Origin of the sequence: Nocardioides daejeonensis, from assembly GCF_003194585.1 — a bacterium.
GTDB lineage: Bacteria > Actinomycetota > Actinomycetes > Propionibacteriales > Nocardioidaceae > Nocardioides > Nocardioides daejeonensis.
This window is the reverse complement of sequence record NZ_QHKZ01000006.1, coordinates 228,935-251,943: the sequence shown is the minus strand read 5'-3', so window position 1 is coordinate 251,943 and position 23,009 is coordinate 228,935. Positions and strand designations below refer to the sequence as shown.

Genomic DNA, 23,009 nt, shown 5'->3' with positions numbered 1-23,009 from the left:
CCGCAGTGAGGCCGCAGGAGGGCACGGCATGAGCGTCTTTCCCGACCACCCCGAGCGCCGCCCCGTCGTGGTCGCCGGCGCCTCCTCGGGCATCGGCGCGGCCGCCGCGACGGCTCTTGCCGCGCTCGGCCATCCGGTGGCGCTCGGTGCCCGCCGGGCCGAAGCCTGCGCCGAACTGGCTGCCACGATCACCGCCGACGGTGGTACGGCGGTCGCGCACCCCCTCGACACCGCATCGGCCGACTCCGTCGCCGACTTCACCGCTGCGGTGCGTGCCGACCTGGGGGAGGTCGAAGCGCTCGTCTGCAGCGCCGCCGTACTCCGGCCGGGGCGGATCATCGAGACGGACCCGGAGCAGTTCGCCCGCGAGGTCGAGATCAACGTGCTCGGTGTGCACCGACTGGTGCGGGCCCTGGTGCCCGGCATGGTCGAGCGGCGCCGTGGCGACGTCGTCCTGGTCTCCTCGGACTGTGCCGACCAGGTTCGCCCCTTCATGTCGTCGTACGCCACGACGAAGTGGGGGATCGAAGGATTCGCTCGGTCGCTGCGGCTCGAGACCGAAGGCACAGGCGTCCGGGTCGGTGTGGTGCGCCCCGGGCCGACCATGACCGGCATGGGCATGGACTGGAACGCGGAGGACACCACCATGGTGCTGGAGGGCTGGAGCAAGCTCGGCTTCACCCGCAGTGGTCACTTCATGAAGCCCGACGTCGTTGCCGACGTCATCGCCACGATGGTGCGGATGCCGCGTGGCGCGATGCTGCCCCTGGTCGAGGTGCAGCCCGAGATCGCTCTGGAGGAGTCATGAGCCTGACCCGGATCCCCGAGGTCTCCAGCGAGTTCCCCGGCCACGAGCATGGCCACCTGGAAGACCTTCGGCACGACCCCGTCGGTCTGCTGCACCGGGTGCGCGAGGAGTGCGGCGACGTCGGCCGCTTCCGGCTGGGCGACCGCGATGTCGTGCTGGTGAGTGGCGCCGAGGCCAACGAGTCGTTCTTCCGAGCCCCGGACTCGGTGCTCGACCAGGGCGAGGCCTATCCGTTCATGACCCCTATCTTCGGCAAGGGTGTCGTCTTCGACGCCACCCCCGAGCAACGCCAGGAGATGCTCAAGAACCAGGCGCTGCGCGGCGACATGATGCGCGGACACGCGACGACCATCGAGGCCGAGATCAACCGGATGGTCGCCGGCTGGGGCGAGGAGGGTGAGATCGACCTGCTCGACTTCTTCGCCGAGCTCACCATCTACACGACCTCCTCCTGCCTGATCGGCAAGCCCTTCCGCGAGGAGCTCGACGCCTCCTTCGCTCAGCACTACCACGATCTCGAGCGCGGCACCGACGCCATCGCGTACGTCGACCCCTACGCCGACATCGAGTCGTTCCGGATCCGTGACGCGGCTCGGGAGCGGTTGGTAGCGCTGGTGCAGGAGATCATCGACAAGCGGGTGGCCCGCGGCACCGTGCCGCGTGAGGAGCGCGACCTGCTCGACGTGCTGATCTCGCTGACCAACCCGGACGGCTCGGCCTACTACTCCGCCGACGTCATCACCGGCATCTTCATCTCGATGATGTTCGCGGGCCACCACACCTCCTCCGGGACGGCCGCCTGGACGCTGATCGAGTTGCTGCGCAACCCGTCGATCATGGCGTCGGTCGTCGCCGAGCTCGACGATCTGTATGCCGACGGTTCCGAGGTCTCCTTCCAGGCCCTGCGTTCGATTCCCCAGTTGGAGGCCGCGCTGAAGGAGACCCTGCGACTGCACCCACCGCTGGTGCTGCTGCTGCGGGTCGCGCAGGAGGAGGTCGAGCTCGGGGGGTTCGCGGTCCCCGCCGGCACGATGGTCGGCGCCACGCCGAGGGTCTCCAACCGGATCGCGGCGGACTTCCCTGCGCCGGATCGGTTCGACCCGGGGCGCTACATCGACCCTCGCCAGGAGGACCTGCAGAACCGGTGGACCTGGATCCCCTTCGGCGCCGGCAAGCACCGCTGCGTGGGCAACGCGTTCGCGATGATGCAGCTCAAGGCGATCTTCTCGGTGATCCTGCGGGACTACACCTTCGAGATGGCCCAACCTGCCGAGAGCTACCGGGACGACACCTCCAAGATGGTGATCCAGCTGGAGCAGCCCTGCCGGGTCCGTTACCGCCGCAGGGTCCGCTGATGTCCTGCCAGGGTGCGCGTCGTACGGCGGGAGGAAGCGCGCGATGAGGGTCGAGGCAGACACCGGTCTCTGCCAGGGGCACCAGATGTGCCAGGGCGAGGCGCCGTCCGTCTTCGGGTTCGACGCAGCGACGGATGTCGTCGTCCTGCTGGAGGAGGAGCCGGACGAGTCGCTGCGGGACGCCGTCGCGACCGCGGTGAAGTACTGCCCGGCGATGGCACTCACGCTGCACGACTGAGCTTGGTGGGGCGAAGAACCGGCGTCTCAACCAGCTGCAACTGGCTTCTCAACACAACGGAACTGGCTTCTCAACACGACGGAACTGGCACTTCAACATGACAAACGTGGCACATCGACAGGAGCAGGCATGAGCAACCTCAGCAGGGCCGAGATAGAGGAGTTCTGGAACTCCTGGCTCGAGATCAACCGGGAGGCCGAGCGTCGCGGGGACTGGAAGATCATGGCCGACCACTACGCGGAGGACGCGACCTACGGCTGGATGTACACCCCCGACGAGCACTTCATGGCCATCGGGCGGGAGGAGATCCGTGAGCTCGCCATCGGTCAGGAGATGGCCGGGCTGGAGGGGTGGCACTACGACTACCAGGCCACCATGGTCGACGAGGCCAAGGGGATGGTCTGCGGCTTCTGGAAGCAGCGGTCCGGCATTCTCGACGACGCGACGGGGGAGGAGTTCGAGATCCTCGGCATCGGCGGATCCTGGTTCGGCGTCGACCGGATGACGTCGGGGCCGGACGCCGGCCAGGTGAAGTTCACCTGGCAGCGCGACTGGTTCGACCTGGGCTCGACGGCGCACACGTTCCTCGCCCTCGCCTCCTCCGGCAAGGCGCCCCAGGGCCTGCTCGACCGGATGGCGGTGCACGGTCCGTCCCAGCCGGGGCACTACAGGCTCAAGGACCTGCCGTCCACGGTCTGGCCGCCGCCCGTCGAGCGCGGTGACTTCGTCACCCAGACGTCGGTCGAGCCTGTCGAGACCACCTCATGACCACCCTGCCGCCCCCTGCCCGGTTGCTCGTCGACGGCAAGCTGACCGCGGCGTCGGACGGTGCGACGTACCCGATCCTGAATCCTGCAACCGGCCAGCCGATCGGTGCGGCGCCGGATGCCACGGCCGACGACGTCGAGGCAGCCATCGCCGCGGCTCGGGTTGCGTTCGACGAGAGCGGTTGGGCGACCGATCGAGAGCTGCGGGTCCGGTGCCTGCGCCAGCTGCATGCCGCACTCCTCGAGAACGCCGATGCTTTCAAGGCGCTCACCACCGTCGAAGTCGGGATGCCGACCTTCATGATGGGCGCCGCCGGGTTCGACGTGCCGGTCGACGGCCTGCGCTGGGTGACGGACCTCCTGGAGGAGTACGCGTTCAGCACCGACCTCGGCGTCGCCTCGCCGATGGGCATCGCCTCGCGCCGCACCGTGCACCGCGAGCCGGTCGGCGTGGTCGCCGCGATCACCCCGTGGAACGTGCCTACCCAGATCAACCTGGCCAAGATCGGCCCGGCGCTCGCGGCCGGCTGCACGGTCGTGCTCAAGCCCGCGCCGGACACGCCGTGGCTGGCCTGTGAGCTCGGTCGGATCGCTGCCGAGCACACCGACCTCCCGCCCGGCGTGCTCAACGTGGTCACTCCGCGCTCCAACGAGGTCGCCTCGGTACTGGCCACCGACTCTCGGATCGACATGGTCTCCTTCACCGGTTCGACCTCGACCGGCAAGGCGATCATGGCGGCCGCAGCCCCTACCTTGAAGAAGGTCTTCCTCGAGCTGGGTGGCAAGTCCGCAGCCGTCGTGCTCGACGACGCCGACGTCGCCGCCTCGGCCGGCGCGACCGCCTTCGCCGCCTGCATCCACGCCGGCCAGGGCTGCGCACTCACCACCCGCCTGGTGGTGCCACGTGCGCAGTACGACGTCGCTGTGGAGGCGGCGGCCGCGGTGATGGAGTCGATCGGTGCCAAGGACCCGAGTGATCCGGGTGCCATCTGCGGGCCCGTCATCTCTGCGGTGCAGCGGGACCGGGTGGCTGCGTACCTCGACCTGGTCGAGGCGGATGGGGGCAGCTTCGCGACCGGTGGCACGGTCGCCACCATGGACGGCGAGCTGGCAGGCGGCTACTGGATCGCTCCGACCGTGGTCGCCGGGCTCGACAACGGGTCGCGGCTCGCACAGGAGGAGATCTTCGGCCCGGTGCTCGTGGTCATTCCCCACGACGGCGACGACGACGCCGTGCGGATCGCCAACGAATCGGACTACGGGCTCTCCGGCTCGGTCGACTCCGGCTCGCTTGACCGGGCGAAGACGGTGGCGGCGCGGATCCGGACCGGGACGATGGCGGTGAACGGCGGGGTCTGGTTCAGTCCCGACGCGCCCTTCGGCGGCTACAAGCACTCCGGCATCGGCCGCGAGATGGGCGTCGCCGGATTCGAGGAGTACCTGGAGACCAAGGTCGTCGCCGAACCGGCGTGAGGAGAAGTGAGTCAGATGAGGTTCAACGAGAAGGTCGCGATCGTGACCGGCGCGGCTCAGGGCATCGGCGAGGCATACGCGCGTGCATTGGCAGCGGAGGGGGCGGCGGTCGTGGTCGCGGACCTCAACGAGGAGTCCGGCGCGGCCGTCGCCAAGGAGATCGAGGCCGACGGCGGGTGCGCCAGCTTCTGGCGCACCGACGTGGCGGACCCGGCCTCCGCTGCGGCGCTGGCGGAGGCGGCCGTGGAGAAGTACGGCGGGATCGACCTGCTGGTCAACAACGCCGCGATCTACGGAGAGATGGCCTTCGACCTGCTGGTGACCGTCGACTGGGACTACTACCGACGGTTCATGAGCGTGAACATGGACGGCGCACTGGTCGTCACGCGCGCCTGCTACCCGCACATGCAGGCGCGCGGTGGCGGCGCGATCGTCAACCAGTCGTCGACCGCGGCGTGGCTCTACTCGGGCTTCTACGGCCTGGCGAAGGTGGGCATCAACGGCCTTACCCAGCAGCTTGCGCACGAGCTCGGCGGCATGGGCATCCGTGTCAACGCCATCGCTCCTGGCCCTACCGACACGCCTGCCACGCGGGTGCAGGCCGGCGACGCCGCCCAGGAGATCGTGCGCAACAGCCTGGCCATCAAGCGGATGGGTCAGCCCGAGGACATGGTCGGCGCTTGCCTCTACCTGCTCTCGGACGACGCGAGCTGGGTGACCGGTCAGATCCTCGCCGTCGACGGCGGTCAGGTCTTCCGCTCGTGAGCGAGTACGACGCCACGCCGGTCGGGTTCGTCGGCCTCGGCAACATCGGCAAGCCGATGGCGTTGCGGCTGGCAGCGGCAGAAGGCATCGCGCTGTCGGTCTTCGACGTGGCCCCGGAGCCGATGGCGGAGCTGACTGCCGCGGGCGCCCGTGCAGCAGCCTCGGTGGCGGAGCTGGCGGCCTCGGTCGAGGTGCTGTCGGTGATGGTGCGCGACGACGACCAGGTGCGCTCGGTGCTCGATGAGGTGCTTGCGGCCGACGGCATGGTGCGCGTCGTCCTCGTGCACTCGACGGTCGCGCCGACCACACCCGCCGAACTGGACGCCCGGGCGTCGGCAGCAGGCATGGCGGTCCTCGACGCCCCGGTCTCCGGCGGCGCGATGGGGGCGGCCGATGGCACCCTGGCGATCATGGTGGGTGGCGACGCGACGGCGTACGCGCGGGCGGAGCCGGTGCTAGCCGCGATGGGCTCCAAGGTGGTGCACGCAGGGCCGGTCGGCGCCGGCACCGCGTTCAAGCTGTGTCGCAACCTGATGCACTTCGCCGCCTTCACCGCGGCCACCGAGGCCCAGCGGTTGGCCGAGGCGGCCGGGCTCGACCTGGTCGCGCTCGGCGACGTGGTGCGCCACACCGACGCCATCACCGGCGGCCCCGGCGCGATCATGCACCGCGCCACCGCGGCGCCCCTCCCGGCCGACGATTTCTGGGCCGGCATCTTCGGCCATGTCCGCGCACTGGGGGAGAAGGACCTCGGGTTCGCGCTGGAGCTGGCCGACGGGCTGGGTGTCGAGACGCCGATGGCGCGGCTCGCGCTGGAGCGACTCGGCCCCGGGCTGGGCTGCCGGAATGAGGTGTGAGGTCTCGACAGGTGGTTCCTGAGCCTGTCGAAGGGCTCGACCACCGGGAGTTCGTCGAGTTCGACCATGAGTGAAGGAGCAGCGGATGAGTGACGAGCGTTTCGCGCGGCTGCCGGAGACCCGGCGTCGTGGGCTGGAGAAGATGGAGCAGGTCTACGGCTTCACGATGTCCGACGGCGACGGTGACTTCTTCGGCTACACAGCCGACCACCTCTTCGCCGACATCTGGAACCGGCCCGGGCTGAGTGACCGGGACCGCCGGTTGCTTCTGATCGGACTCCTGGCCGGACAAGGCGCGCACGACGTCCTGACCATCCAGATCCCGGCGGCCGTCGCAGCTGGCGAACTCGATGCAGATGCCCTGCGGGAGATCGTCATCTTCCTCTGCCACTACGCCGGATGGCCGGTCGGCGCGCGGCTGAACTCGCTGGTCGAGGAGACGATCGCCAAGTCCCGGTGAGGCTCGGGGCCGCATGTCCGGCCGGCCGCGTGGTCGCGGTCACATTCACCAGTAACTTGTTGATAGAGCCCTCGTTGAAACTGGTGCCCTGACCCCCTGATCTGCGAGGACCTGCCCCTATGTCGTTCCTCCCTCTGCGACGTCCCGGCCGGCGCACCAGGCTCGCCGCCGCGCTGCTGGCCGGATCGTTGGCCGTCACGCTGGCGGCCTGCGGATCCCAGCTGGACCCAGACACGGTCGCCAAGGTCAACGGCACGACCAACGAGGCCGGCGATACCGGTGACGTCGGCGACGTGGGGGACACCGGCGATACCGGCGATACCGGTGACGTCGGCGACGTGGGGGACACCGGCGACACCGGCAGCACAGGAGACACCGGCGACACGGGGAGCTCCGACAAGCCGGGCACCCAGAACGCCTCCGACTCGCCGCAGAAGGGTGAGAACTCGTCGACCGGCGACGGTCCGAAGGCCAGCTGCAACGGCTTCAAGAACCAGACCGGCATCACCGACTCCAAGATCACCATCGCCAACGTCTCCGACCTCTCGGGGCCGGTGCCGGGCATCTTCGAGTCGGCCCAGATGGGTACCCGTGCGTACGTCGCCTACTTCAACTCGCAGAGCAGCATCTGCGGGCGCAAGCTCGAGGTGATGGCGCTCGACTCGCGGGCCGACGCGGGCGCCGACCAGAAGGCCTACCTGCAGGCTTGTGACCAGGCGTTCGCCGCGGTCGGCTCGATGTCGGCCTTCGACTCCGGGGGTGCCGGCGTCACCCAGAGCTGCGGCCTGCCCGACCTGCGGTCGGTCAGCGTGAACCCGGAGCGGCAGAAGTGCTCCACCTGCTTCGCCACCCAGCCGGTCGGCACCTCGAAGGTGCCGGACTCCTACGGCAAGTGGTTCATGTCGAAGTACAAGGACGCCACCCAGCACACCGCGGTCCTCTACATCAACGCCGGTGCGGCCCCCGTCAACGCGAAGTCGATGGCGGCGGCCTGGAAGAAGATCGGCTTCAAGGTCGACTACGAGCAGGGCATCGACGTCGCCGAGTTCAACTTCGCGCCCTACGTCCAGCAGATGAAGAGCAAGGGCATCAAGTTCGTGATGTACCAGGGGCCGTACCAGAACACGGTCAAGCTCCAGCAGGCGATGAAGCAGCAGCAGTTCAAGCCCGACGTCTACCTCCAGGACGCGACGATCTACGACAAGCGGTACGTCGACCAGGCCGGCGGCGACGGCGACGGCAGCTTCGTCTTCATGTCCAACGACCTGTTCGAGAACCGCAACAACAAGGAGATGCAGCTCTACCTCTCCTGGCTCCAGCAGGTGAAGCCGGGCGCGGCGCCGAACATGTACGGCCTCTACGCGTGGTCGGCGGCCCGGCTCTTCGTGGAGAAGTCGCTCGCCCTCGGCGGCCGCCTCGACCGCAAGACGCTGATCTCGGCGATCAACAGCGTCAACGACTGGACCGGCAACGGGCTGCACGCCAAGCAGCACATCGGCGCCAGCGTGGGCGCAGAGTGCACCAAGGTGATCCAGCTCAAGGGCAGCACCTGGCGCCAGGTCAGCCCGGGCAGCTACATGTGCGGCTCCATGGTCAGCACCGGCATCGGCGGCTGACCATGGACGAGATGTCGGGAGCGACCAGGTGAGCGGGTTCTTCGCCTTCGTGGTGCTCGGGGTCTTCACCGGGGCGGCGTACGCCATCGCGGCCAGCGGCCTCGTGCTCACCTATGCCACCACCCGGGTCTTCAACATCGCCCACGGCGCGTTCGGCATGGTGCTGGCCTTCGCCTTCTGGGACTTCTCGGTGCGCCAAGGGCTGCCGACGTGGCTTTCGCTGGTGTTGGTGCTCGGTGTGGTGGCGCCGGCGATCGGCTGGTTCATCCAGCGCTTCGTCACCCGCGGCCTCGGGGATGCTCCGGTGAGCGTCTCCCTCGTGGTCACCGTCGGGCTGCTGGTCGGCCTGATCGGGGTGGCGCAGTACCTCTGGCCGCCGGAGGCGCGCATCCTGATGCCGTTCCGTCCGGAGACCGGATACCAGGTGGGCTCCACCTATGTCACCGCACACCAGCTGATCACCATCGTCTGCTCGGTGCTGGTGGCGACGCTGCTCTACCTGCTGCTCAACCGCACCCGGGTGGGTACGGCGATGCGCGCGTCGGTCGACAACCCGGAGCTGCTCCAGCTCTTCGGGGGACGGCCCGACCGGGTCGCGCAGCTGGCCTGGGCGATCGGGATCTCACTGGCTGCCCTGGGCGGGATCCTGCTGGCCCCCGTGGTGGGGCTCGACTACTACGCGCTGACGCTGTTGGTCATCAACGCCTACGCCGCCGCGATGCTCGGCCGGCTCAAGAGCCTGCCGCTGACCTTCGCTGGCGCGATGGCGTTGGGCATCCTGGAGTCGCTCGCGGTCGGCTACCTGCCCACCGACGGCTTCATCGCCGGCATCCGCCCGGTGATCCCGGCGCTCTTCCTCTTCCTGCTGCTGGTGCTGCTCCCCCAGGCCCAGCTTCGGATCGGCCAGGTCAAGGGGATCGTCTCCGCGCCCGTGCCCTCGCTGCTGCGTGCGGCGATCAGCGGTGTTGTGCTGCTGCTGGTCGTCATCGTGGTCACCACCGGCATGTCGGAGGCGAACCTGCTGTTGGTCGGCACCGCCGCCACCTTCGCCATGGTGATGCTGTCGCTGGTGCTGCTCACCGGCTACGGCGGGCATGTCTCGCTCGCGCAGCTCACCTTCGCCGGTGTCGGGGCGCTGACCTACTCGAAGCTCGCCGAGCCCAACCTCTACGGCCTGGTGCTCACCACGCTGATCGCTGCCGGAGTCGGCGCGCTGGTGGCGCTCCCGGTGCTGCGCCTGACCGGCCTCTACCTGGCGCTGGCGACGCTCGCCTTCGGCGTGCTCATGGACAAGATGATCTTCCAGGAGGAGTGGGCCTTCGGCTACAACGGCACGTTGCCTGCCGACCGGCTCTCGGTCCTGGGCGTGAAGATCGAATCCACCAGTGGCTATGTGCTGGTGATGGTGGTCTTCCTGGTGCTCATGTCGCTCGCCGTGCTGGCGCTCCGCCGCGGAGTGGTCGGACGGCTGCTCGTCGCGATGCGCGACAGCCCGTCGGCCTGCGGCACGCTGGGCCTCGACCAGCGCTGGTTCCGGGTAGGTCTCTTCGCCCTCTCTGCTGGGCTCGCCGGCCTCGCGGGGGCGCTCTTCGCCGGGCTCCGAGGCACCATCGGCGCCGCCGACTTCCAGTTCTTCAACAGCCTGCCGCTGCTGCTGCTCGCGGTCGTCTTCGGCATCACCTCCGTCACCGGTGCCTGCCTCGGCGGCGTCGGCCTCATGCTGCTGCCCGAACTGCAGGCCAACAACCCGGAGCTGGCCGGCCTCTTCTTCGTCGTGCTCGGCTTCGGAGCGGTAGCGCTGGGGCGCGACCCCAACGGCCTGGCCAACCAGCTCTTCCGGCTCGGGCGCTGGGTGCGCGGTCAGGCCGAGCCCTGGATCCGTGAGCGGATCCCGGTCTGGGCGCCGAACCTGGCCGACGACGAGGAGCTCGAGCCGGTGGGGCTCGACCTCATCGGCGAGCCGCTGCCGGCGCCGCGTGCCGCCGGCGACCTGGTTGCGGAGGAGGAGACCAGTCATGCCACTCCTTGAGGTCAACGACGTAGTGGTGCGCTTCGGCGGCGTCACCGCGGTGAACCAGGCCCGCTTCACCGCCGACGAGCGCCGGATCACCGGACTCATCGGTCCCAACGGTGCCGGCAAGACCACCTGCTTCAACGTGATCACCGGCCTGCAGCGACCCACCTCGGGCTCGGTACGTTTCGGTGGCCGCGACGTGACGAGGACCGCCGTACACCGTCGGGCCAGGCGGGGGATGGCCCGGACGTTCCAACGGCTGGAGGCGTTCGGCTCGCTGACCGTGCGCGACAACGTGCGGGTGGCGCTCGACATCGCGGGCGGCTTCGGCGGACTGATGCGCAGCTCCAGCGCGCGCGTCGACGAGGCGCTGGACCGGGTCGGGATCAGCGAGTACGCCGCCGAGCGGGCCGACTCGATCCCGACCGGCACCGCGCGCCTCCTGGAGCTCGCTCGCTGCCTCGTCGGCGACCCCAAGCTGCTGCTGCTCGACGAGCCCTCCTCGGGGCTCGACGAGTCGGAGACCGATGCGTTCGGCGAGCTGCTGATCGCGTTGGCGTCGGAGGGCAAGGCGATCCTCATGGTGGAGCACGACATGGACCTGGTGATGACGGTCTGCGACGACATCCACGTGCTCGACTTCGGCGAGATCATCTGCTCGGGCAGCCCGGCGGAGGTGCGTGCCGACGCGCGGGTGCAGGCCGCCTACCTGGGCGCCAGCGACACCGACGAGACCCAGCACGATCTGGCGCCCCTCGACGCGACCACGACGATCCCGGCGGTGACCTCATGACTGTCCCGATGCTGGAGGCGATCGGCATCCACGCCGCCTACGGGCGGATCGAGGTGCTGCGCGGCGTCGACCTGACCATCCCGCGCGGGGCGGTCATGGCGCTGCTCGGCCCCAACGGCGCCGGCAAGTCCACCTTCGTCAAGGTGATCAGCGGGCAGAAGGAGGCCACCGCGGGCGACCTGCATCTCGGTGGCGTCCATGTGCGCAACGCCAGCTCCGACGCGCTCGCGCGAGTGGGACTGTGCACCGTTCCGGAGGGGCGCTCGGTCTTCCCCAACCTGACAGTCGAGGAGAACCTGCGCCTGATGTCGTACGCCGGAGTGCCGGCGGACGCCGTGATGGAGACGGCGTTCCGCTACTTCCCGCGGCTGCTCGAGCGGCGTAGGCAGCTCGCCGGGACGATGTCGGGAGGGGAGCAGCAGATGCTCGCGATGTCACGCGCGCTGGCCTCCGACCCTGCGCTGCTCCTCCTCGACGAGCTCTCGATGGGTCTCGCACCGCTCATCGTCGAGGAGCTGTACGACACCGTGCGCGAGATCGCTGAGACGGGTGTGACGATCCTGTGCATCGAGCAGTTCGCGCGCACCGCGCTGCGGGTCTCGGACTACGCAGCCGTGATGACGGGTGGTCGCATCGTGGCCACCGGGGAGCCGGAGGAGATCATGGAATCGATGGCCGACGTGATCCTGGGGGCGGCATGAGCACCGGTCGCCGTGCACCTCGTCTGTTGGCCGCCACCGCACTGGTCGGCGTGCTCCTGCCCTGGGGGATGAGTGGGGCGGCCGTGGCCGAGGACGAGACGGCGCCGCCTCCGGGACCGGCGTTCGGCTACTCGGCCACGGCCTGGGCCGCGCCGGTGCATGTGGAGGTCTTCGAGCCGTCCCTGCCGATCCCGGCGACGCCGCAGCTGGAGTTCATGATGGCCTACAGCAAGGTCAAGGCGGACTCGGGCAGCAGCTCCGGGCGGGCCAGCTGGTTCTGGCCCGGTGACCCGGTCGGAGAGGGGTTGAAGACCTTCGGTGAGCAGCTCGGCCTGCCGCCCCAGCTCTTCGCCAAGGGTTACCCGGTGCAGGTCAACGCGGCGTACCCCTCCGACGAGCAGGAGGCGAAGGACGAGCCGTTCCCCGGCATGGTGATGCGGGCGAGCGCGGGGGAGAACCAGGCGACCGGCTCGACCGGCTTCACTCCTGACGGCTCCGTCGAGGAGCAGGAGGGCAAGGCCGACAACCCGCTGACGGCGCTGCTCGGGGGTCTCGGCCTCGACAAGCTGGCGCCGACCGCGAAGGCGGCACCGTCGATCCCGGGCATGCCGGCCGGGCTGGGGGCGCTCATCGACTTCAACGGCTACGTCTCGACGTCGTCGAGCAAGGTCGTCGACGGAAGCGTGAAGGTGAGCTCCCGGTCGCTGCTGGGTGATGTCAGCCTTCTGGGCGGCCTGGTCCGACTCTCCGGGGTGAAGGCAGTTGCCACCTCCGCCAGCGACGGTGAGAAGCCCACCGCCGACAGCAAGAACACCTACGGCGAGATGAGCGTCCTCGGGCAGGAGTTCACCATCGGCCCGGAGGGGATCGAAGCGGTCGGCAAGAAGCAGGGCATCCCGGGGCTGTCGGCCAACCCGGCGAAGGCGCTGGAGCAGTTGGGCATCACCATCACGGTGCCGAAGCAGGAGCGCACCGTCGAGGGTCGCAAGTCGACGGTCGTCAGCCGTGGCCTGACGGTCGAGATCAAGACCGACCTGCTCAAGCCGATCCTCTCCGCCTTGCCGCTGGGCAAGCTGGCGGAGCTCGTCCCTGACCAGGCGGGCCCGCTCAAGAGCGTGCTGGCCGGGCTCGGCTCCTTGGCGCCGCGCGTCGTGATCACCCTGGGCGAGGCGCGCTCCACCTTGGAGACGGTGCCGCTGATGCCCCCGCCGACCACGCCGACCGATGACCCCACCGACACCGGTGCGACGCCGGAGGACACGACTCCGGCCGACACCTCCGGCCCTGCCCCGGACGCGCCCAGTGCTCCGGAGGCGCCCAGTGCCGACGTACCGCAGAGCGAGACGGCGAGCGACCTGCCGCCCTCGGAGGCGGTGAGCGCGGGCCTGCCCAAGCTCTTCTCGATCCCCGGCATGTTCACCGTGGGCGCGATCGCGCTCGCGGTCGCCGCCGGCAGTTGGTTCCGGCGTGCCGGTGCGTTGGCCCTGGGGGCCGGCGGCGCCTGCACGCACGGACTCGACTCCGGCCTTCCCGACTTGCGAAAGGTCTGACCAGATGACGTCGACGTCCTTGCCCCGCGCTGGTGCCCGCGAGCGTTCCGGCGTGGCCCCGCTGCTCAACAACCACTACGCGCTGCTGCAGGTCGTGCTCTTCTGGGCCGGCGCCATCCTGTTGCCGCTCGGCCTCGTTGTGATCGTGCTCGGCTGGTACGGCGCCGCGAACACGCCCTACCAGTACGACCAGCTCTCCTACCTCGTCTCGGGCGGACTGCTCGGCCTCGGGCTCACCTTCGTGGGTGGGTTCCTCTACTTCGGTGCCTGGCTGGCGCGGATCGCCAACGACAACCGTGAGGCCTCCAAGCGGCTCGGCGACACCCTGCTGGTCCTCGCCGAGGTCACGTCGCGGGCCGCGGCGGTCGCCGAGTCGGGCGCTGCCGCCGGGAGCGTCGGCGCGGACCTGGGTGCGACGCCGGTGACGGTGGGGGAGGGCGCCACCATGCATCGGCGCGACTGCTCGCTCATCGCCCACCGCGACGACCTGGTGCCGGCCTCCGCCAGCAACTCCGCGCTCACGATCTGCCGGGTCTGCCGCCCCACGCCGCTCTGAGATCTGCCTGCTCCTACTCCGTAGGGCGGGAGGTAGCGAGTCCGTCGAGGAGCATCGTTGTGAGGCCGTCCTGCCATGCGTCGTCGAGCCCCTCGGGGCCGCGGAGGACGACGGCCATCAGGACGGTGCCGAAGACCATCTCCACAAACAGAGTCACGTCGGGTTCGTGCGCGGCCTCGCCGCGGGTGACGGCGTCGGCCAGTCGGGCGGCGAGCCCGTCTCCGACCGCCGTCCACATCCGTGCGCTCAGCTCGCGTTGCAGGTCGGGATCGGCGGTGAGGTCGGCCATCAGTCCTGGCGTGGCCCGGCGGCCGGCCTCGGAGGAGAGCAGGGCGACGCACGAGGCAACCACCTGACGGACGTCGCCTCGCAACTCCCCGGTCGACTCCTGCGCCGCCGCGCTGGTCGGGAAGACCGCCTCATGAACCACCTGGGCCTTGGTCCGCCAGCGGCGACGGAGGGCGGGTTGCGACGTACCGGCGCGGTCGGCGATCGCGCGGAAGGTGAGCCCGGAGTAGCCCGACTCCGCCACCAGGGCGCGGGTCGCGGCCAGCACCGCCTCGTCGATGCGTGCGTCGCGGGGCCGGCCGCCGAGCTGTGATCGAACTGAACCGCAGCCACCTGGTCGACAGCCTGACTGCCCGACTCGACACGGCTGCCAACGGGCGACAGCGCACCATGCTGGAGCGGGTGGTCGAGCACGCTGCCGCGGAGCGTGACGGCGACCTCGCCGACCTGATGGCGACCCTCGGGCCGGCGACCGCCTACCACTTCTGGGAGGCGCAGGGCGACGTCGGCCCGAAAGGGTTGGACGGAGTGGAGGCCTACTGCCTACACCTCGTGGAGAGCAACGGTCATATCCTCGAGTTCCGGACCGAGTCGATCGTGGTCGACGACCACTGCATCGTCGCCGAAGGCGTCCTCACGATGATCCAGCCGGGCCAGCTGATGGTCGAGCACCCCATTGCCGGCGACTTCTGTCAGGCCGACAAGACCTATCTCCTTAGGCTGCGCAACGTCATGCTTCATGCGTGCCCCTTCTGAAGATTGGAGTGCCGGCTTGTTCATTTCTGCGAGGTCCGTGCCCACGGTTGCCTTGGTGTTGGCCGTTGGGTTTCTGCCTGCGGCCTGTGGCCGGCTGGCTGATGAGGCCAAGGGTGCGGGGAAGAGATGAGTCGAGTTGCAGCAATTGATGCTCTTGCTGAGTCTCGACACTCGGATTACTTGCCGTATTCGTCGCCGCGCGAACAGATGGAGGATGTGGAGGTGGCCGCGTACGGGACTATCGCGGAGGTGTATGCGGGAGAAGTCGACTATGGGCCAGAAGATGTCGCCGTACTGATTATCGATGTCACGGTCGAGGAGGCATGGCGCGGGAAGGTTGAGTCCCGAGTAAGTGTCATGACGCCTTGGGCTGAGGGATCTCCTGTGTCGGTGGAGTCCATGGCGTCGGGCCTCCCGAGGGGGGCGAAGATTGCAGTCTTCGGTGATCGGGCGGAGTTGAGGCCGCGGTCGACTCGAGCGCCGGACGCGACAGTCGTCGAGCCCGTTACGCAGGGACTCTTGATCCAAGTTTCGGGGGACAAGTTCGTGAACGTCTGGGCTGAGGAGGAACAGCCAGATGGCTGGGCCGGGGTGGCCACCTTTGCGGCCCTACGAGAGGCGCTTGGCATAGATCGGCAGTGATGGGTGCAGCCTCAGGATGCGCCCAGATACGCCGTCAGTGCCTCGGCCAGCCCTTCGCGACCGGCATTGGCGTCGGTGTAGCTGCTGAGGTGCTGCTCGTTGTGGAGGCCCCGGATCGCGCCGGGAAGCAGGTGGCGCACCTTGGCGACCTTCTCCGGGTCGACCTGGAGGTCGGCGAAGGCCTGCTCGCACATCGCGGTCCACTCCGCGTCCCAGTAGGCGATCGCCTTCGCGGTCTGGGGGAACTGCTCCTCGAGGTCCTCGCGGTTGCGTGGGAGGGAGAGGCGCAGGTGGTAGAGCGCGAGCTGGCCGGGTAGCTCCAGGCTCTGCCACATCACCTCGAGTACGCCGCGAACTCGCGTCTCCAGGTCGCCGACGTCGGGAAGTGTCGTGAGCCCCGGGCCACGGTGGTCGGCCACGTAGCCGAGGACGGCGGCCCAGAGGCCGTCGACGTCGCCGAACTGGTGCTGCACCGTGCCCCACGTGACCCCCGCCTCGCGAGCGACCAGGTTCGCGCTCACCGCGTCGGGATCTCCGGAGGCCAGGCAGCGGAGGGCTACCCGCAGCACGTGTTCGCGAGTCTCGAGCCCGCGTCGGTTGAGCCGGGTCCCCTTCGCGCTCAGGGTCGGCGTGGACGAGGGCAGTCGAGTCACCCTCCGAGACTATCGGTGCTCACAGTCCCAGGTGCGCACCCAGCTTCGCGATCGCGGCCTCGACCTCGTCGGCGGACTTGTCCGGCACGCCCCACACGACGTCGGTCACGCCGGCCTCGGCCCAGGAGGCGAGCTCCTCGGGTGCGGGACGGCGGGTGACCAGCACGTGCACCTGCGGTGCGCCGTCTCGCCCGGCCTCGGCCCACGCCTTCTGGAGCGCCTCGCAGCGCTCCGGGATGTCGCTGTCGAGCGGCGTGCTCATCCAGCCGTCGGCGTGCGCGGCGATCCAGGCAAACGTCTTCGGGCCGGCGCCGGCGCCGATCACGACGGGCACGTTGCCCTGCGGCGGCTTGGGCCACGCCCAGGAGGCGCCGAAGGAGACGAACTCGCCGTCGTACGACGCCTCGTCCTCGGTCCACAGCGACCGCATGGCACCGAGGTACTCCTTGAGCACGGTGCGTCGCCGGTTGGCGGGTACGCCGTGGTCGGCGAGCTCGTCGGTGTTCCAACCGAAGCCGGCGCCGATGGTGACCCGGCCGCCGGAGAGGTGGTCGAGCGAGGCGATCGTCTTGGCCAAGGTGATGGGGTCGTGCTCCACCGGCAGGCAGACCGCGGTCGAGAGGCGGATCCGCTCCGTCACGGCGGCCGCCGTCGACAGCGCCACCCAGGGGTCGAGGGTGCGCAAGTAGCGGTCGTCGGGGAGAGACTCGTCACCGGTGCCCGGATGGGCGGCGTCGCGCTTGACGGGGATGTGGGTGTGCTCCGGGACGTAGAACGTGTGGAACCCCGCCTCCTCGCTGGCCTTCGCGGCGCGGGCGGGGGTGATCCCGCGGTCGCTGGTGAAGAGCACGATGCCGTGGCGCATGGGCGTGGTCCGTTCTGTTGGCGGGCGTTGACAGCAGAACTATCATAGTCCCCACTATGGGAAATCTGGAAGGCAGTCGATACGACGCACTCTCCCGAGCCGAGCTCGCCGCGCTGGTGCCGGAGCTGCTGCTCGTCGGCCAGCTGATCGACCGCTCCGGCATGGCGTGGTGCATCGGCGCGCTCGGCCGCGAGGAGATGGCCCGCATTGCGATCGACGAGTGGGCCGCGGCTTCGCCCATCTACACACGCCGGATGCAGCAGGCGCTCCGCTACGAAGGCGACGACGTGATCACCATCTTCAAGGGACTGCAGCTCGACATCGGTGCGCCGCCGCAGTTCATGGACTTCCGCTACACCGTGCACGACCGACGGAACGGCGAGTTCCACCTCGACCACTGTGGGGCGCTCGTCGACGTGGAGCCGATGGGACCCGACTACGTGCGGTCGATGTGCCACGACATCGAGGACCCGACCTTCGACGCCACCGCCGTGGCCACCAACCCCCGTGCCCAGGTACGGCCGATCCATCGGCCGCCGCGGATACCGGCCGACCGCAGCCCCCACTGCGCCTGGACGGTGCGCATCGACGACTCCCATCCGCCGGTGCAGGCCACCGAGCTCTGCCTCCGCAACCAGGTGAGCCGCGCAGCCACGCTCGAGCTCGCGCCGATCGACCCCGCCGACGAGGGTCTGGCCGACTACTCCGGACCACTGCTGAGCGACCTCGACTTCAGTGCCTTCTCCCGCTCCGCGCTGGTGCGGATCGCCGACGAGGTCTGCCTGCAGATGCACCTGCTGACCAACGGCTTCCGGATGGCGCTGGCCGCCCGGCTGCCCGAGAAGCAGGCGCGCGACATCGCAGTCCGGACCCTCGTCGGGATCGCCGGCATCGCCACCGAACGGATCCGCCGGGCTGTCGTCGGCGCCGGACCGCTCGACCTGATCTGCCTCCACCCGCTCCTCAACCCGGCCGCGTACGTCGAGCTCTCGCGTTCGGAGGAGGCGTTGCGTGTGCACCCGGGCCCGGCCCACGAAGACGGCGCCTGGATCGCGCTGTGCGGTCCGAGCGAGCTGCGGCCGCTGCAAGCGCTGGTGCGTGCCATCGACCCGCTTCTCGGTGTCGAGGTCACCGGCAGCGACCAGGAGTGGACGCTGAGGCTGGTCGAGCGTGAGGCGCCCGCGGCCGAGGCCGACGAGGTGGCGGTCACGCGGATAAGCACCGGTGCCGGGTTCGAGTTCTCGCCGCGCCGCAGCCTGCCGCTCTACCCGGTCAGCGGGAGCGGCGCGCCGTAGGAGGGCCGCACCGGTCACAGTGACGGCGGTCCAGCCCCCTGCCCTCACTCCTAAGGACAGCGATGCCCGGTTTCAACCTCTCCTCCGTCTTCGACGCCGTCGCGAACGCGGTGCCCGATCAGGAGGTGATGGTCTGGCGCGAGCGTCGGGTCACCTACCGGGAGGTGAACGAGCGCGCCACTGCCATCGCGTCCTGGTTCGCCGGCCGCGGGCTCGGTGCCAGGCAGCCACGCGCCGAGCTGGCCGGCCACGAGTCCGGGCACGACCACGTCGCGCTCTATCTCTACAACGGCAACGAGTACCTGGAGTCGTGGATCGGGGCCTTCCGCGCCCGGCTGGGTGCGGTCAACGTCAACTACCGCTACGTCGACGAGGAGCTCATCTACCTGCTCCGCGACTCGCAGGCGAAGGCGGTCGTCTATCACGCCGAGTTCGCTCCCCGGATCGCCGCAATCCGCGACCAGCTGCCCGAGCTCGTGCATCTCGTCCAGGTCGCCGACGACAGCGACAACCCGCTCCTGCCCGGCGCGGTGGCCTATGAGAACGTGCTCGCCACCCCTGCCGCCGTACTCCCGGAGCCGGACGGTGAGGACCCGTTCCTGATCTACACCGGCGGCACCACCGGCATGCCCAAGGGCGTGATCTGGACGCACCACGACATCTTCGTCAGCGCGATGGGTGGGACGCCGTACGGCAGCACCGAGCCGTACGCCGACCTCGACGCCATCGCGAAGGCCGCGGTCGACGCCAACGGTGGGCTCGCGCTGCTGATGATCGCTCCGCTGATGCACGGCGCGGCACAGTGGGGTGCGTTCCACTTCATGGTGAGCGGCGGCAAGCTGGTGGTGCCCGACAACGTGCGGGCGTTCGAGCCGCATGCGTGCATCCGGGTCGCAGTGGAGGAGAAGGTCTTCAACATCCCGGTGGTCGGCGACGCGATCGCCCGGCCGCTGGTCGAGGTGATGGAGAGCGGAGAGTTCGATCTCAGCACGCTCGGCTCGATCAGCAACGGCGGTGCCCCGATGTCGCCGGCGATCCGGCACCGGCTGCTGGCCGCGGCCCCGCACCTCTTCATCACCGACGCCGTCGGCTCCTCGGAGAGCGGTATCCAGATGAGCCAGATGTCGACCGCCGGCGCCGAGGCGGAGAGTGCGGTCTTCACCCCCAACGCCGACACCGTGGTCCTCGACGAGGGTCTGGCGCGGCAGCTGGAGCCGGGCGAGGGGATCGGCTGGCTCGCCCGGCGGGGCCGGATCCCGCTCGGCTACCTGGGCGACGCGGAGAAGACCGCACGTACCTTCCCCGAGGTGTTGGGCAGCCGCTGGGTGGTCGCTGGGGACCGCGCCGAGCTGCTGGCCGATGGTCGGATCAAGCTGCTCGGGCGCGAAGGCGTCACCATCAACTCCGGCGGCGAGAAGATCTTCGCCGAGGAGGTCGAGATGGCCCTGGCCGCGCACCCCGCGATCAAGGACGTCGTGGTCGTCGGCCGTCCGTCGGAGAAGTGGGGCAGCGAGGTGGTGGCGATCGTCGTCGTCGAGGGTGAGGTCACCGACGAGGAGCTGCTGGCCGAGGCCGGCACACATGTCGCCCGCTACAAGCTGCCGAAGGCGATCGTCCGACGCGACGCGCTGCTGCGCTCGGCTGCGGGCAAAGCCGACTACCGGTGGGCCAAGGAGCAGGCGGTCAAGCCGTGACCGCTTCCCGACCGGCGTGGTCGAAGCGGGTCCACGAGCCGATCACCTCGGCCGAGCTCGCCGAGCGCGCTGCCACCTGGGCACCGTTGGCCGACGACGTCCGCGAGCTCGTGGAGGCCACCATCCTCAGCCAGGTCGAGCCCGACGTGGTCGCCGAGGTGCGCAGCCACATCGCGGCCGCGCTCGATCTGCTCCGCAAGCGCACCGACACCGGCTCCCATGGCGTGCACGTCAACGACGACGGCGACGTCTGGCACTGGGGCAACGCCGCGACCGGCCTGCGCAACGCCATCGCGCCACCGATGAGCGAGGTCAGCAATGCAGACGGCCGGGCCGTCTACGAGGCGACCCTCGGGGCGGCGTACGAGGGTCCGCCGGGGTGCGTCCACGGCGGCTGGATCGCGCTGGCGATCGACCATGCCAGCGGACGTACCGCACACATCCACGCCGGCGGCACCACCTTCACCGGCACGCTGACCGTCAAGTACCTGCAGCCCACCCGTCTCGGCCCGATCACCACCCGCGCCTGGGTCGCCGCCACCGGCCGCAACTCCTTCACCGTCCACTCCGAGCTCGCCACCACCGACGGTGTCTGCGCCACCGGCGAAGGCATCTTCGTCCTCGCCCCCTGGCTTCGCTCTTCTTGAACCGTTCCGATCTTGGTAATTCCCCGCCCGAGCGGGGAATTGGTCGCCTGGTGTGTGTAGCTACGGCATACAGGTGACAGTTTCCCCGCCCGGGCGGGGAAACTGAGAGGCCCCGGGTCAGCGGGGAGGGGAGAGGTTGACGCCGGTGAGGGCGCCGGTCTCGTCGACGAAGAGGTCGATGGACCACTGCTTGGCACAGGGCAGGCTGAGGTCGGGGGTGAGGGTCAGGCGCCAGGCTTCGTAGAAGCGGGTGGGGAAGCCGCCGAGGTCGGCGGTGCAGTCGGGCTGTGGGGTGCCGTCGGGGAGGGTCGGTACGTCGTCCTCGAGATCGCGCCGCTGCACCCGCCCGCCGTACGCCGCCAAGGTAGCGAGCGCGTTGCCGCAGGTGGGGCTCCCCGCGGGCACGCAGGCGGTCCAGCGGTCGGGGTCAAGGCGGTCCGGACCGGTCAGCTCGTCCGCCTTCTCGTAACCGAGCATGAGGGTGACCCGCGCAGCCAGGGCGGGCGCCCTGCCGCCCTGCGCCCAGGCGATCAGCTCGTCGGCCGCGCGGTCGAGAGCTGCGCAGTCGACGCCGTGGGGCTCCCGTTCGACGGTGATCGTCACGGTGCTACCGCTCGGCGCCTTCGTGCCCGCTTGGGGACCCTGGTCGGTCACGCCGGTGCCGGGCTGACAGCGCTCCCAGGTAAAGGTGGTGACCGCGAAGCCCGTGGCGCTGAGCAGCTCCTGCGCCTCGTCGAGACGCAGTCCCCGGACGGCAGGCACCGTGATCTCCTGGGCGGCCGACGGCAGGTCGGGCCGCGCCGAGCGGGCGAAGAGCGCCACGATCTCGCGGCTCTGTGGATCCCGCAACACGTCGACTGAGGCGGGGCACGGCTCGCCGGGGAAGCCGACGCTGACGGTGGTGACGTCGAGGTCACCGCTCATGCCCGGGCGGGTCACTCCGCACTCGGTCGCCGGCGGGATGCCGTGGCGACCGGTGACCTCGGGGGTCTGCCAGGCTTCGCCTGCCTTGGTAGGTGGACGCATCTCGTCCATCGCTGAGCCGAGGATGCCGAGTGCCGAGCCGCGCGACCAGGCGTGGGGATCGAGCAGGTCCGGGCCGTCGAAGGTCTCTGGTTCTCCACCATCGACCACCACGCTGACCTCGTCCGCGAACGTGGGTCGGTTGCCAGCTGCGGCCGGCCGTCCAGCACCCAGGTCGAGGAGCCCCCAGTCCTCCTCCAGGACAAAGAACCCACAGCTGACGTTCGGTGCGACGCCGCCCGACACCACGACCTTGACCGTCCCCGACTTCGGCAGCAAGCCAGCGCCTGGCTCGGTGCTGATCACCCGGCCGTCGGGGATCACGCAGGAGTAGTCCTGGCTTCCGTTGATCTCGAGGCCGGCCCGCCGGAGTCGCTCCTGCGCCACCTCGACCGGCAGGCCGACCAGCGATGGCACGGAGCCTGCGGGAGGCTCCGACGCACCGGGGGTAGCGGTGTCCGTGGCGTCGGGTGTCGCCACGGGCTGCTCGCCGCCGGACAAGTCCGGCTGCCAGGCCACGCCGACGCCGATGATGCCGGCGACCAGTGCGGCAGCGGCCAGGGCGGGTAGTGCCCGCCGTCGCGGGGCTTCGGGAAGTGGTGCGGAAGCACCTACCTCGACGGTCGCACCCGCAGCCAGCAGCAGGCGGCGCGCCTCGTCCTCGTCCAGTCCGGATTCGTGCTCGGAGAACTCCGGGGCCATCAGCTGCTCCTCACGATGTTGCCGTCTGCGGCGAGCGCCTTCAAAGCGCGCGCGGTCCGGCTCTTCACCGTCCCGGGGGCCACCCCGAGCACGGCTGCGGTCTCTCGTTCGGAGAGGTCGGCGAAGAAGCGCAGCACCAGCACCTCACGGTGCGCCGCGCTCATCGAGGCGAGGGCACGCCGTACCGCCCAGCCCTCGGTCACGCCCTCGGTCGCGTCGGGCAGTGCAGGCTCCGGGAGCTCCTCGGTCGGGACCTCGCCACGCCAACGCCGCCTACGCGCGTCGGTCAGGCTGTTGACCAGGATCCGTTGCACATAGGCGTCCGGTGAGTCCGCGCGCTGCACCCGGCGCCACGACCGCAGTGCCTTGGCCAAGGTGGTCTGCACCAGGTCCTCGGCATCCGCCTCCGGACACCCCAGGAGTACGGCGGAGCGCACCAGACGCGGCCGCCGCAGTGCGACGTACTCGGCGAACTCCACCCGGCGCTCCTC

24 protein-coding genes are annotated in these 23,009 nt (G+C 69.8%); 19 read left to right on the top strand and 5 right to left on the bottom strand.

The window, feature by feature from the left end:
* The first annotated feature begins 28 nt into the window (after positions 1-28).
* The 14 genes from DNK54_RS16640 (at position 29) to DNK54_RS16575 (ending at position 13,953) form a co-directional block, all read left to right on the top strand.
* Entirely contained in the window at positions 29-808 is a 780-nt protein-coding gene (locus DNK54_RS16640; RefSeq protein ID WP_110208114.1) for an SDR family oxidoreductase, read from the top strand.
* The gene (locus DNK54_RS16635; protein WP_110208113.1) at positions 805-2,163 is read left to right on the top strand and encodes a cytochrome P450; all 1,359 of its coding nucleotides are present in this window, start codon (positions 805-807) and stop codon (positions 2,161-2,163) included. The genes DNK54_RS16640 and DNK54_RS16635 overlap by 4 nt, the downstream gene beginning before the upstream one ends.
* 43 nt (positions 2,164-2,206) lie before the next feature.
* The gene (locus tag DNK54_RS16630; protein WP_110208112.1) at positions 2,207-2,401 is read left to right on the top strand and encodes a ferredoxin; all 195 of its coding nucleotides are present in this window, start codon (positions 2,207-2,209) and stop codon (positions 2,399-2,401) included.
* Between the two features lie 129 nt (positions 2,402-2,530).
* On the top strand, positions 2,531-3,169 hold the full coding sequence (locus DNK54_RS16625; RefSeq protein ID WP_204164649.1) for a nuclear transport factor 2-like protein: 639 nt from the start codon (positions 2,531-2,533) through the stop codon (positions 3,167-3,169).
* On the top strand, positions 3,166-4,641 hold the full coding sequence (locus tag DNK54_RS16620) for an aldehyde dehydrogenase family protein (protein WP_110208111.1): 1,476 nt from the start codon (positions 3,166-3,168) through the stop codon (positions 4,639-4,641). The genes DNK54_RS16625 and DNK54_RS16620 overlap by 4 nt, the downstream gene beginning before the upstream one ends.
* A gap of 15 nt (positions 4,642-4,656) precedes the next feature.
* Positions 4,657-5,406 (top strand): SDR family oxidoreductase, encoded by a 750-nt coding sequence (locus DNK54_RS16615; RefSeq protein ID WP_110208110.1) that lies wholly within the window; start codon positions 4,657-4,659, stop codon positions 5,404-5,406.
* Positions 5,403-6,263 (top strand): NAD(P)-dependent oxidoreductase, encoded by an 861-nt coding sequence (locus tag DNK54_RS16610; RefSeq protein WP_110208109.1) that lies wholly within the window; start codon positions 5,403-5,405, stop codon positions 6,261-6,263. The genes DNK54_RS16615 and DNK54_RS16610 overlap by 4 nt, the downstream gene beginning before the upstream one ends.
* Positions 6,264-6,348: 85 nt before the next feature.
* Positions 6,349-6,723: a carboxymuconolactone decarboxylase family protein gene (locus tag DNK54_RS16605; RefSeq protein ID WP_110208108.1), complete on the top strand. Its 375-nt coding sequence runs from the start codon at positions 6,349-6,351 to the stop codon at positions 6,721-6,723.
* 119 nt (positions 6,724-6,842) lie between these two features.
* On the top strand, positions 6,843-8,339 hold the full coding sequence (locus tag DNK54_RS16600) for an ABC transporter substrate-binding protein (protein WP_110208107.1): 1,497 nt from the start codon (positions 6,843-6,845) through the stop codon (positions 8,337-8,339).
* A 28-nt stretch (positions 8,340-8,367) separates the two neighbouring features.
* Positions 8,368-10,368, top strand: coding sequence for a branched-chain amino acid ABC transporter permease (locus DNK54_RS16595; RefSeq protein WP_110208106.1), 2,001 nt, complete (start codon positions 8,368-8,370; stop codon positions 10,366-10,368).
* Positions 10,355-11,146, top strand: coding sequence for an ABC transporter ATP-binding protein (locus DNK54_RS16590; RefSeq protein WP_110208105.1), 792 nt, complete (start codon positions 10,355-10,357; stop codon positions 11,144-11,146). The genes DNK54_RS16595 and DNK54_RS16590 overlap by 14 nt, the downstream gene beginning before the upstream one ends.
* Positions 11,143-11,847 carry an ABC transporter ATP-binding protein gene (locus DNK54_RS16585; protein ID WP_110208104.1) on the top strand — a complete coding sequence of 235 codons (705 nt, stop codon included), beginning with the start codon at positions 11,143-11,145 and terminating at the stop codon, positions 11,845-11,847. Before DNK54_RS16590 ends, DNK54_RS16585 begins: the two co-directional genes overlap by 4 nt.
* Entirely contained in the window at positions 11,844-13,397 is a 1,554-nt protein-coding gene (locus DNK54_RS16580) for a choice-of-anchor P family protein (protein ID WP_110208103.1), read from the top strand. The genes DNK54_RS16585 and DNK54_RS16580 overlap by 4 nt, the downstream gene beginning before the upstream one ends.
* A gap of 4 nt (positions 13,398-13,401) precedes the next feature.
* Entirely contained in the window at positions 13,402-13,953 is a 552-nt protein-coding gene (locus DNK54_RS16575; protein ID WP_110208102.1) for a hypothetical protein, read from the top strand.
* A gap of 13 nt (positions 13,954-13,966) precedes the next feature.
* Here the strand turns inward: DNK54_RS16575 and DNK54_RS16570 are convergent, their stop codons facing one another.
* The gene (locus tag DNK54_RS16570) at positions 13,967-14,509 is read right to left on the bottom strand and encodes a TetR/AcrR family transcriptional regulator (RefSeq protein WP_110208101.1); all 543 of its coding nucleotides are present in this window, start codon (positions 14,507-14,509) and stop codon (positions 13,967-13,969) included.
* A gap of 41 nt (positions 14,510-14,550) precedes the next feature.
* Here DNK54_RS16570 and DNK54_RS16565 point away from each other — a divergent pair, with 41 nt between their 5' ends.
* Entirely contained in the window at positions 14,551-14,997 is a 447-nt protein-coding gene (locus tag DNK54_RS16565; protein ID WP_110208100.1) for a hypothetical protein, read from the top strand.
* Between the two features lie 126 nt (positions 14,998-15,123).
* Positions 15,124-15,639: a hypothetical protein gene (locus DNK54_RS16560; protein ID WP_162602510.1), complete on the top strand. Its 516-nt coding sequence runs from the start codon at positions 15,124-15,126 to the stop codon at positions 15,637-15,639.
* Positions 15,640-15,650: 11 nt separating this feature from the next.
* On the opposite strand, the gene DNK54_RS16555 is transcribed toward DNK54_RS16560, so the two are convergent.
* Positions 15,651-16,292, bottom strand: coding sequence for a TetR/AcrR family transcriptional regulator (locus DNK54_RS16555; RefSeq protein WP_110208098.1), 642 nt, complete (start codon positions 16,290-16,292; stop codon positions 15,651-15,653).
* A 19-nt stretch (positions 16,293-16,311) separates the two neighbouring features.
* The gene (locus tag DNK54_RS16550) at positions 16,312-17,157 is read right to left on the bottom strand and encodes an LLM class F420-dependent oxidoreductase (RefSeq protein ID WP_110208097.1); all 846 of its coding nucleotides are present in this window, start codon (positions 17,155-17,157) and stop codon (positions 16,312-16,314) included.
* Between the two features lie 56 nt (positions 17,158-17,213).
* Between DNK54_RS16550 and DNK54_RS16545 the strand changes: the two genes are divergently transcribed.
* The 3 genes from DNK54_RS16545 to DNK54_RS16535 all read left to right on the top strand — a co-directional run bounded on the left by DNK54_RS16545 (position 17,214) and on the right by DNK54_RS16535 (position 20,793).
* A complete protein-coding gene (locus DNK54_RS16545) occupies positions 17,214-18,452 on the top strand; it encodes a hypothetical protein (RefSeq protein WP_110208096.1) in 1,239 nt (412 codons plus the stop codon).
* A gap of 62 nt (positions 18,453-18,514) precedes the next feature.
* Positions 18,515-20,146, top strand: a complete 1,632-nt coding sequence (locus tag DNK54_RS16540; protein ID WP_110208095.1) for an acyl-CoA synthetase — start codon at positions 18,515-18,517, stop codon at positions 20,144-20,146.
* Positions 20,143-20,793 (top strand): PaaI family thioesterase, encoded by a 651-nt coding sequence (locus tag DNK54_RS16535; RefSeq protein ID WP_110208094.1) that lies wholly within the window; start codon positions 20,143-20,145, stop codon positions 20,791-20,793. Before DNK54_RS16540 ends, DNK54_RS16535 begins: the two co-directional genes overlap by 4 nt.
* A gap of 117 nt (positions 20,794-20,910) precedes the next feature.
* Here DNK54_RS16535 and DNK54_RS16530 read toward each other — a convergent pair whose 3' ends face one another.
* A complete protein-coding gene (locus DNK54_RS16530; RefSeq protein WP_110208093.1) occupies positions 20,911-22,518 on the bottom strand; it encodes a PASTA domain-containing protein in 1,608 nt (535 codons plus the stop codon).
* Positions 22,518-22,997, bottom strand: coding sequence for a SigE family RNA polymerase sigma factor (locus DNK54_RS16525; protein WP_110208092.1), 480 nt, complete (start codon positions 22,995-22,997; stop codon positions 22,518-22,520). Before DNK54_RS16525 ends, DNK54_RS16530 begins: the two co-directional genes overlap by 1 nt.
* Positions 22,998-23,009: the final 12 nt, after the last annotated feature.

Coding starts and splice junctions, on each gene's coding strand:
- DNK54_RS16640 (WP_110208114.1), top strand. CDS start 29: ATGAGCGTCTTTCCCGACCACCCCGAGCGCCGCCCCGTCGTGGTCGCC.
- DNK54_RS16635 (WP_110208113.1), top strand. CDS start 805: ATGAGCCTGACCCGGATCCCCGAGGTCTCCAGCGAGTTCCCCGGCCAC.
- DNK54_RS16630 (WP_110208112.1), top strand. CDS start 2,207: ATGAGGGTCGAGGCAGACACCGGTCTCTGCCAGGGGCACCAGATGTGC.
- DNK54_RS16625 (WP_204164649.1), top strand. CDS start 2,531: ATGAGCAACCTCAGCAGGGCCGAGATAGAGGAGTTCTGGAACTCCTGG.
- DNK54_RS16620 (WP_110208111.1), top strand. CDS start 3,166: ATGACCACCCTGCCGCCCCCTGCCCGGTTGCTCGTCGACGGCAAGCTG.
- DNK54_RS16615 (WP_110208110.1), top strand. CDS start 4,657: ATGAGGTTCAACGAGAAGGTCGCGATCGTGACCGGCGCGGCTCAGGGC.
- DNK54_RS16605 (WP_110208108.1), top strand. CDS start 6,349: ATGAGTGACGAGCGTTTCGCGCGGCTGCCGGAGACCCGGCGTCGTGGG.
- DNK54_RS16600 (WP_110208107.1), top strand. CDS start 6,843: ATGTCGTTCCTCCCTCTGCGACGTCCCGGCCGGCGCACCAGGCTCGCC.
- DNK54_RS16590 (WP_110208105.1), top strand. CDS start 10,355: ATGCCACTCCTTGAGGTCAACGACGTAGTGGTGCGCTTCGGCGGCGTC.
- DNK54_RS16585 (WP_110208104.1), top strand. CDS start 11,143: ATGACTGTCCCGATGCTGGAGGCGATCGGCATCCACGCCGCCTACGGG.
- DNK54_RS16580 (WP_110208103.1), top strand. CDS start 11,844: ATGAGCACCGGTCGCCGTGCACCTCGTCTGTTGGCCGCCACCGCACTG.
- DNK54_RS16575 (WP_110208102.1), top strand. CDS start 13,402: ATGACGTCGACGTCCTTGCCCCGCGCTGGTGCCCGCGAGCGTTCCGGC.
- DNK54_RS16560 (WP_162602510.1), top strand. CDS start 15,124: ATGAGTCGAGTTGCAGCAATTGATGCTCTTGCTGAGTCTCGACACTCG.
- DNK54_RS16550 (WP_110208097.1), bottom strand. CDS start 17,157: ATGCGCCACGGCATCGTGCTCTTCACCAGCGACCGCGGGATCACCCCC.
- DNK54_RS16545 (WP_110208096.1), top strand. CDS start 17,214: ATGGGAAATCTGGAAGGCAGTCGATACGACGCACTCTCCCGAGCCGAG.
- DNK54_RS16540 (WP_110208095.1), top strand. CDS start 18,515: ATGCCCGGTTTCAACCTCTCCTCCGTCTTCGACGCCGTCGCGAACGCG.
- DNK54_RS16530 (WP_110208093.1), bottom strand. CDS start 22,518: ATGGCCCCGGAGTTCTCCGAGCACGAATCCGGACTGGACGAGGACGAG.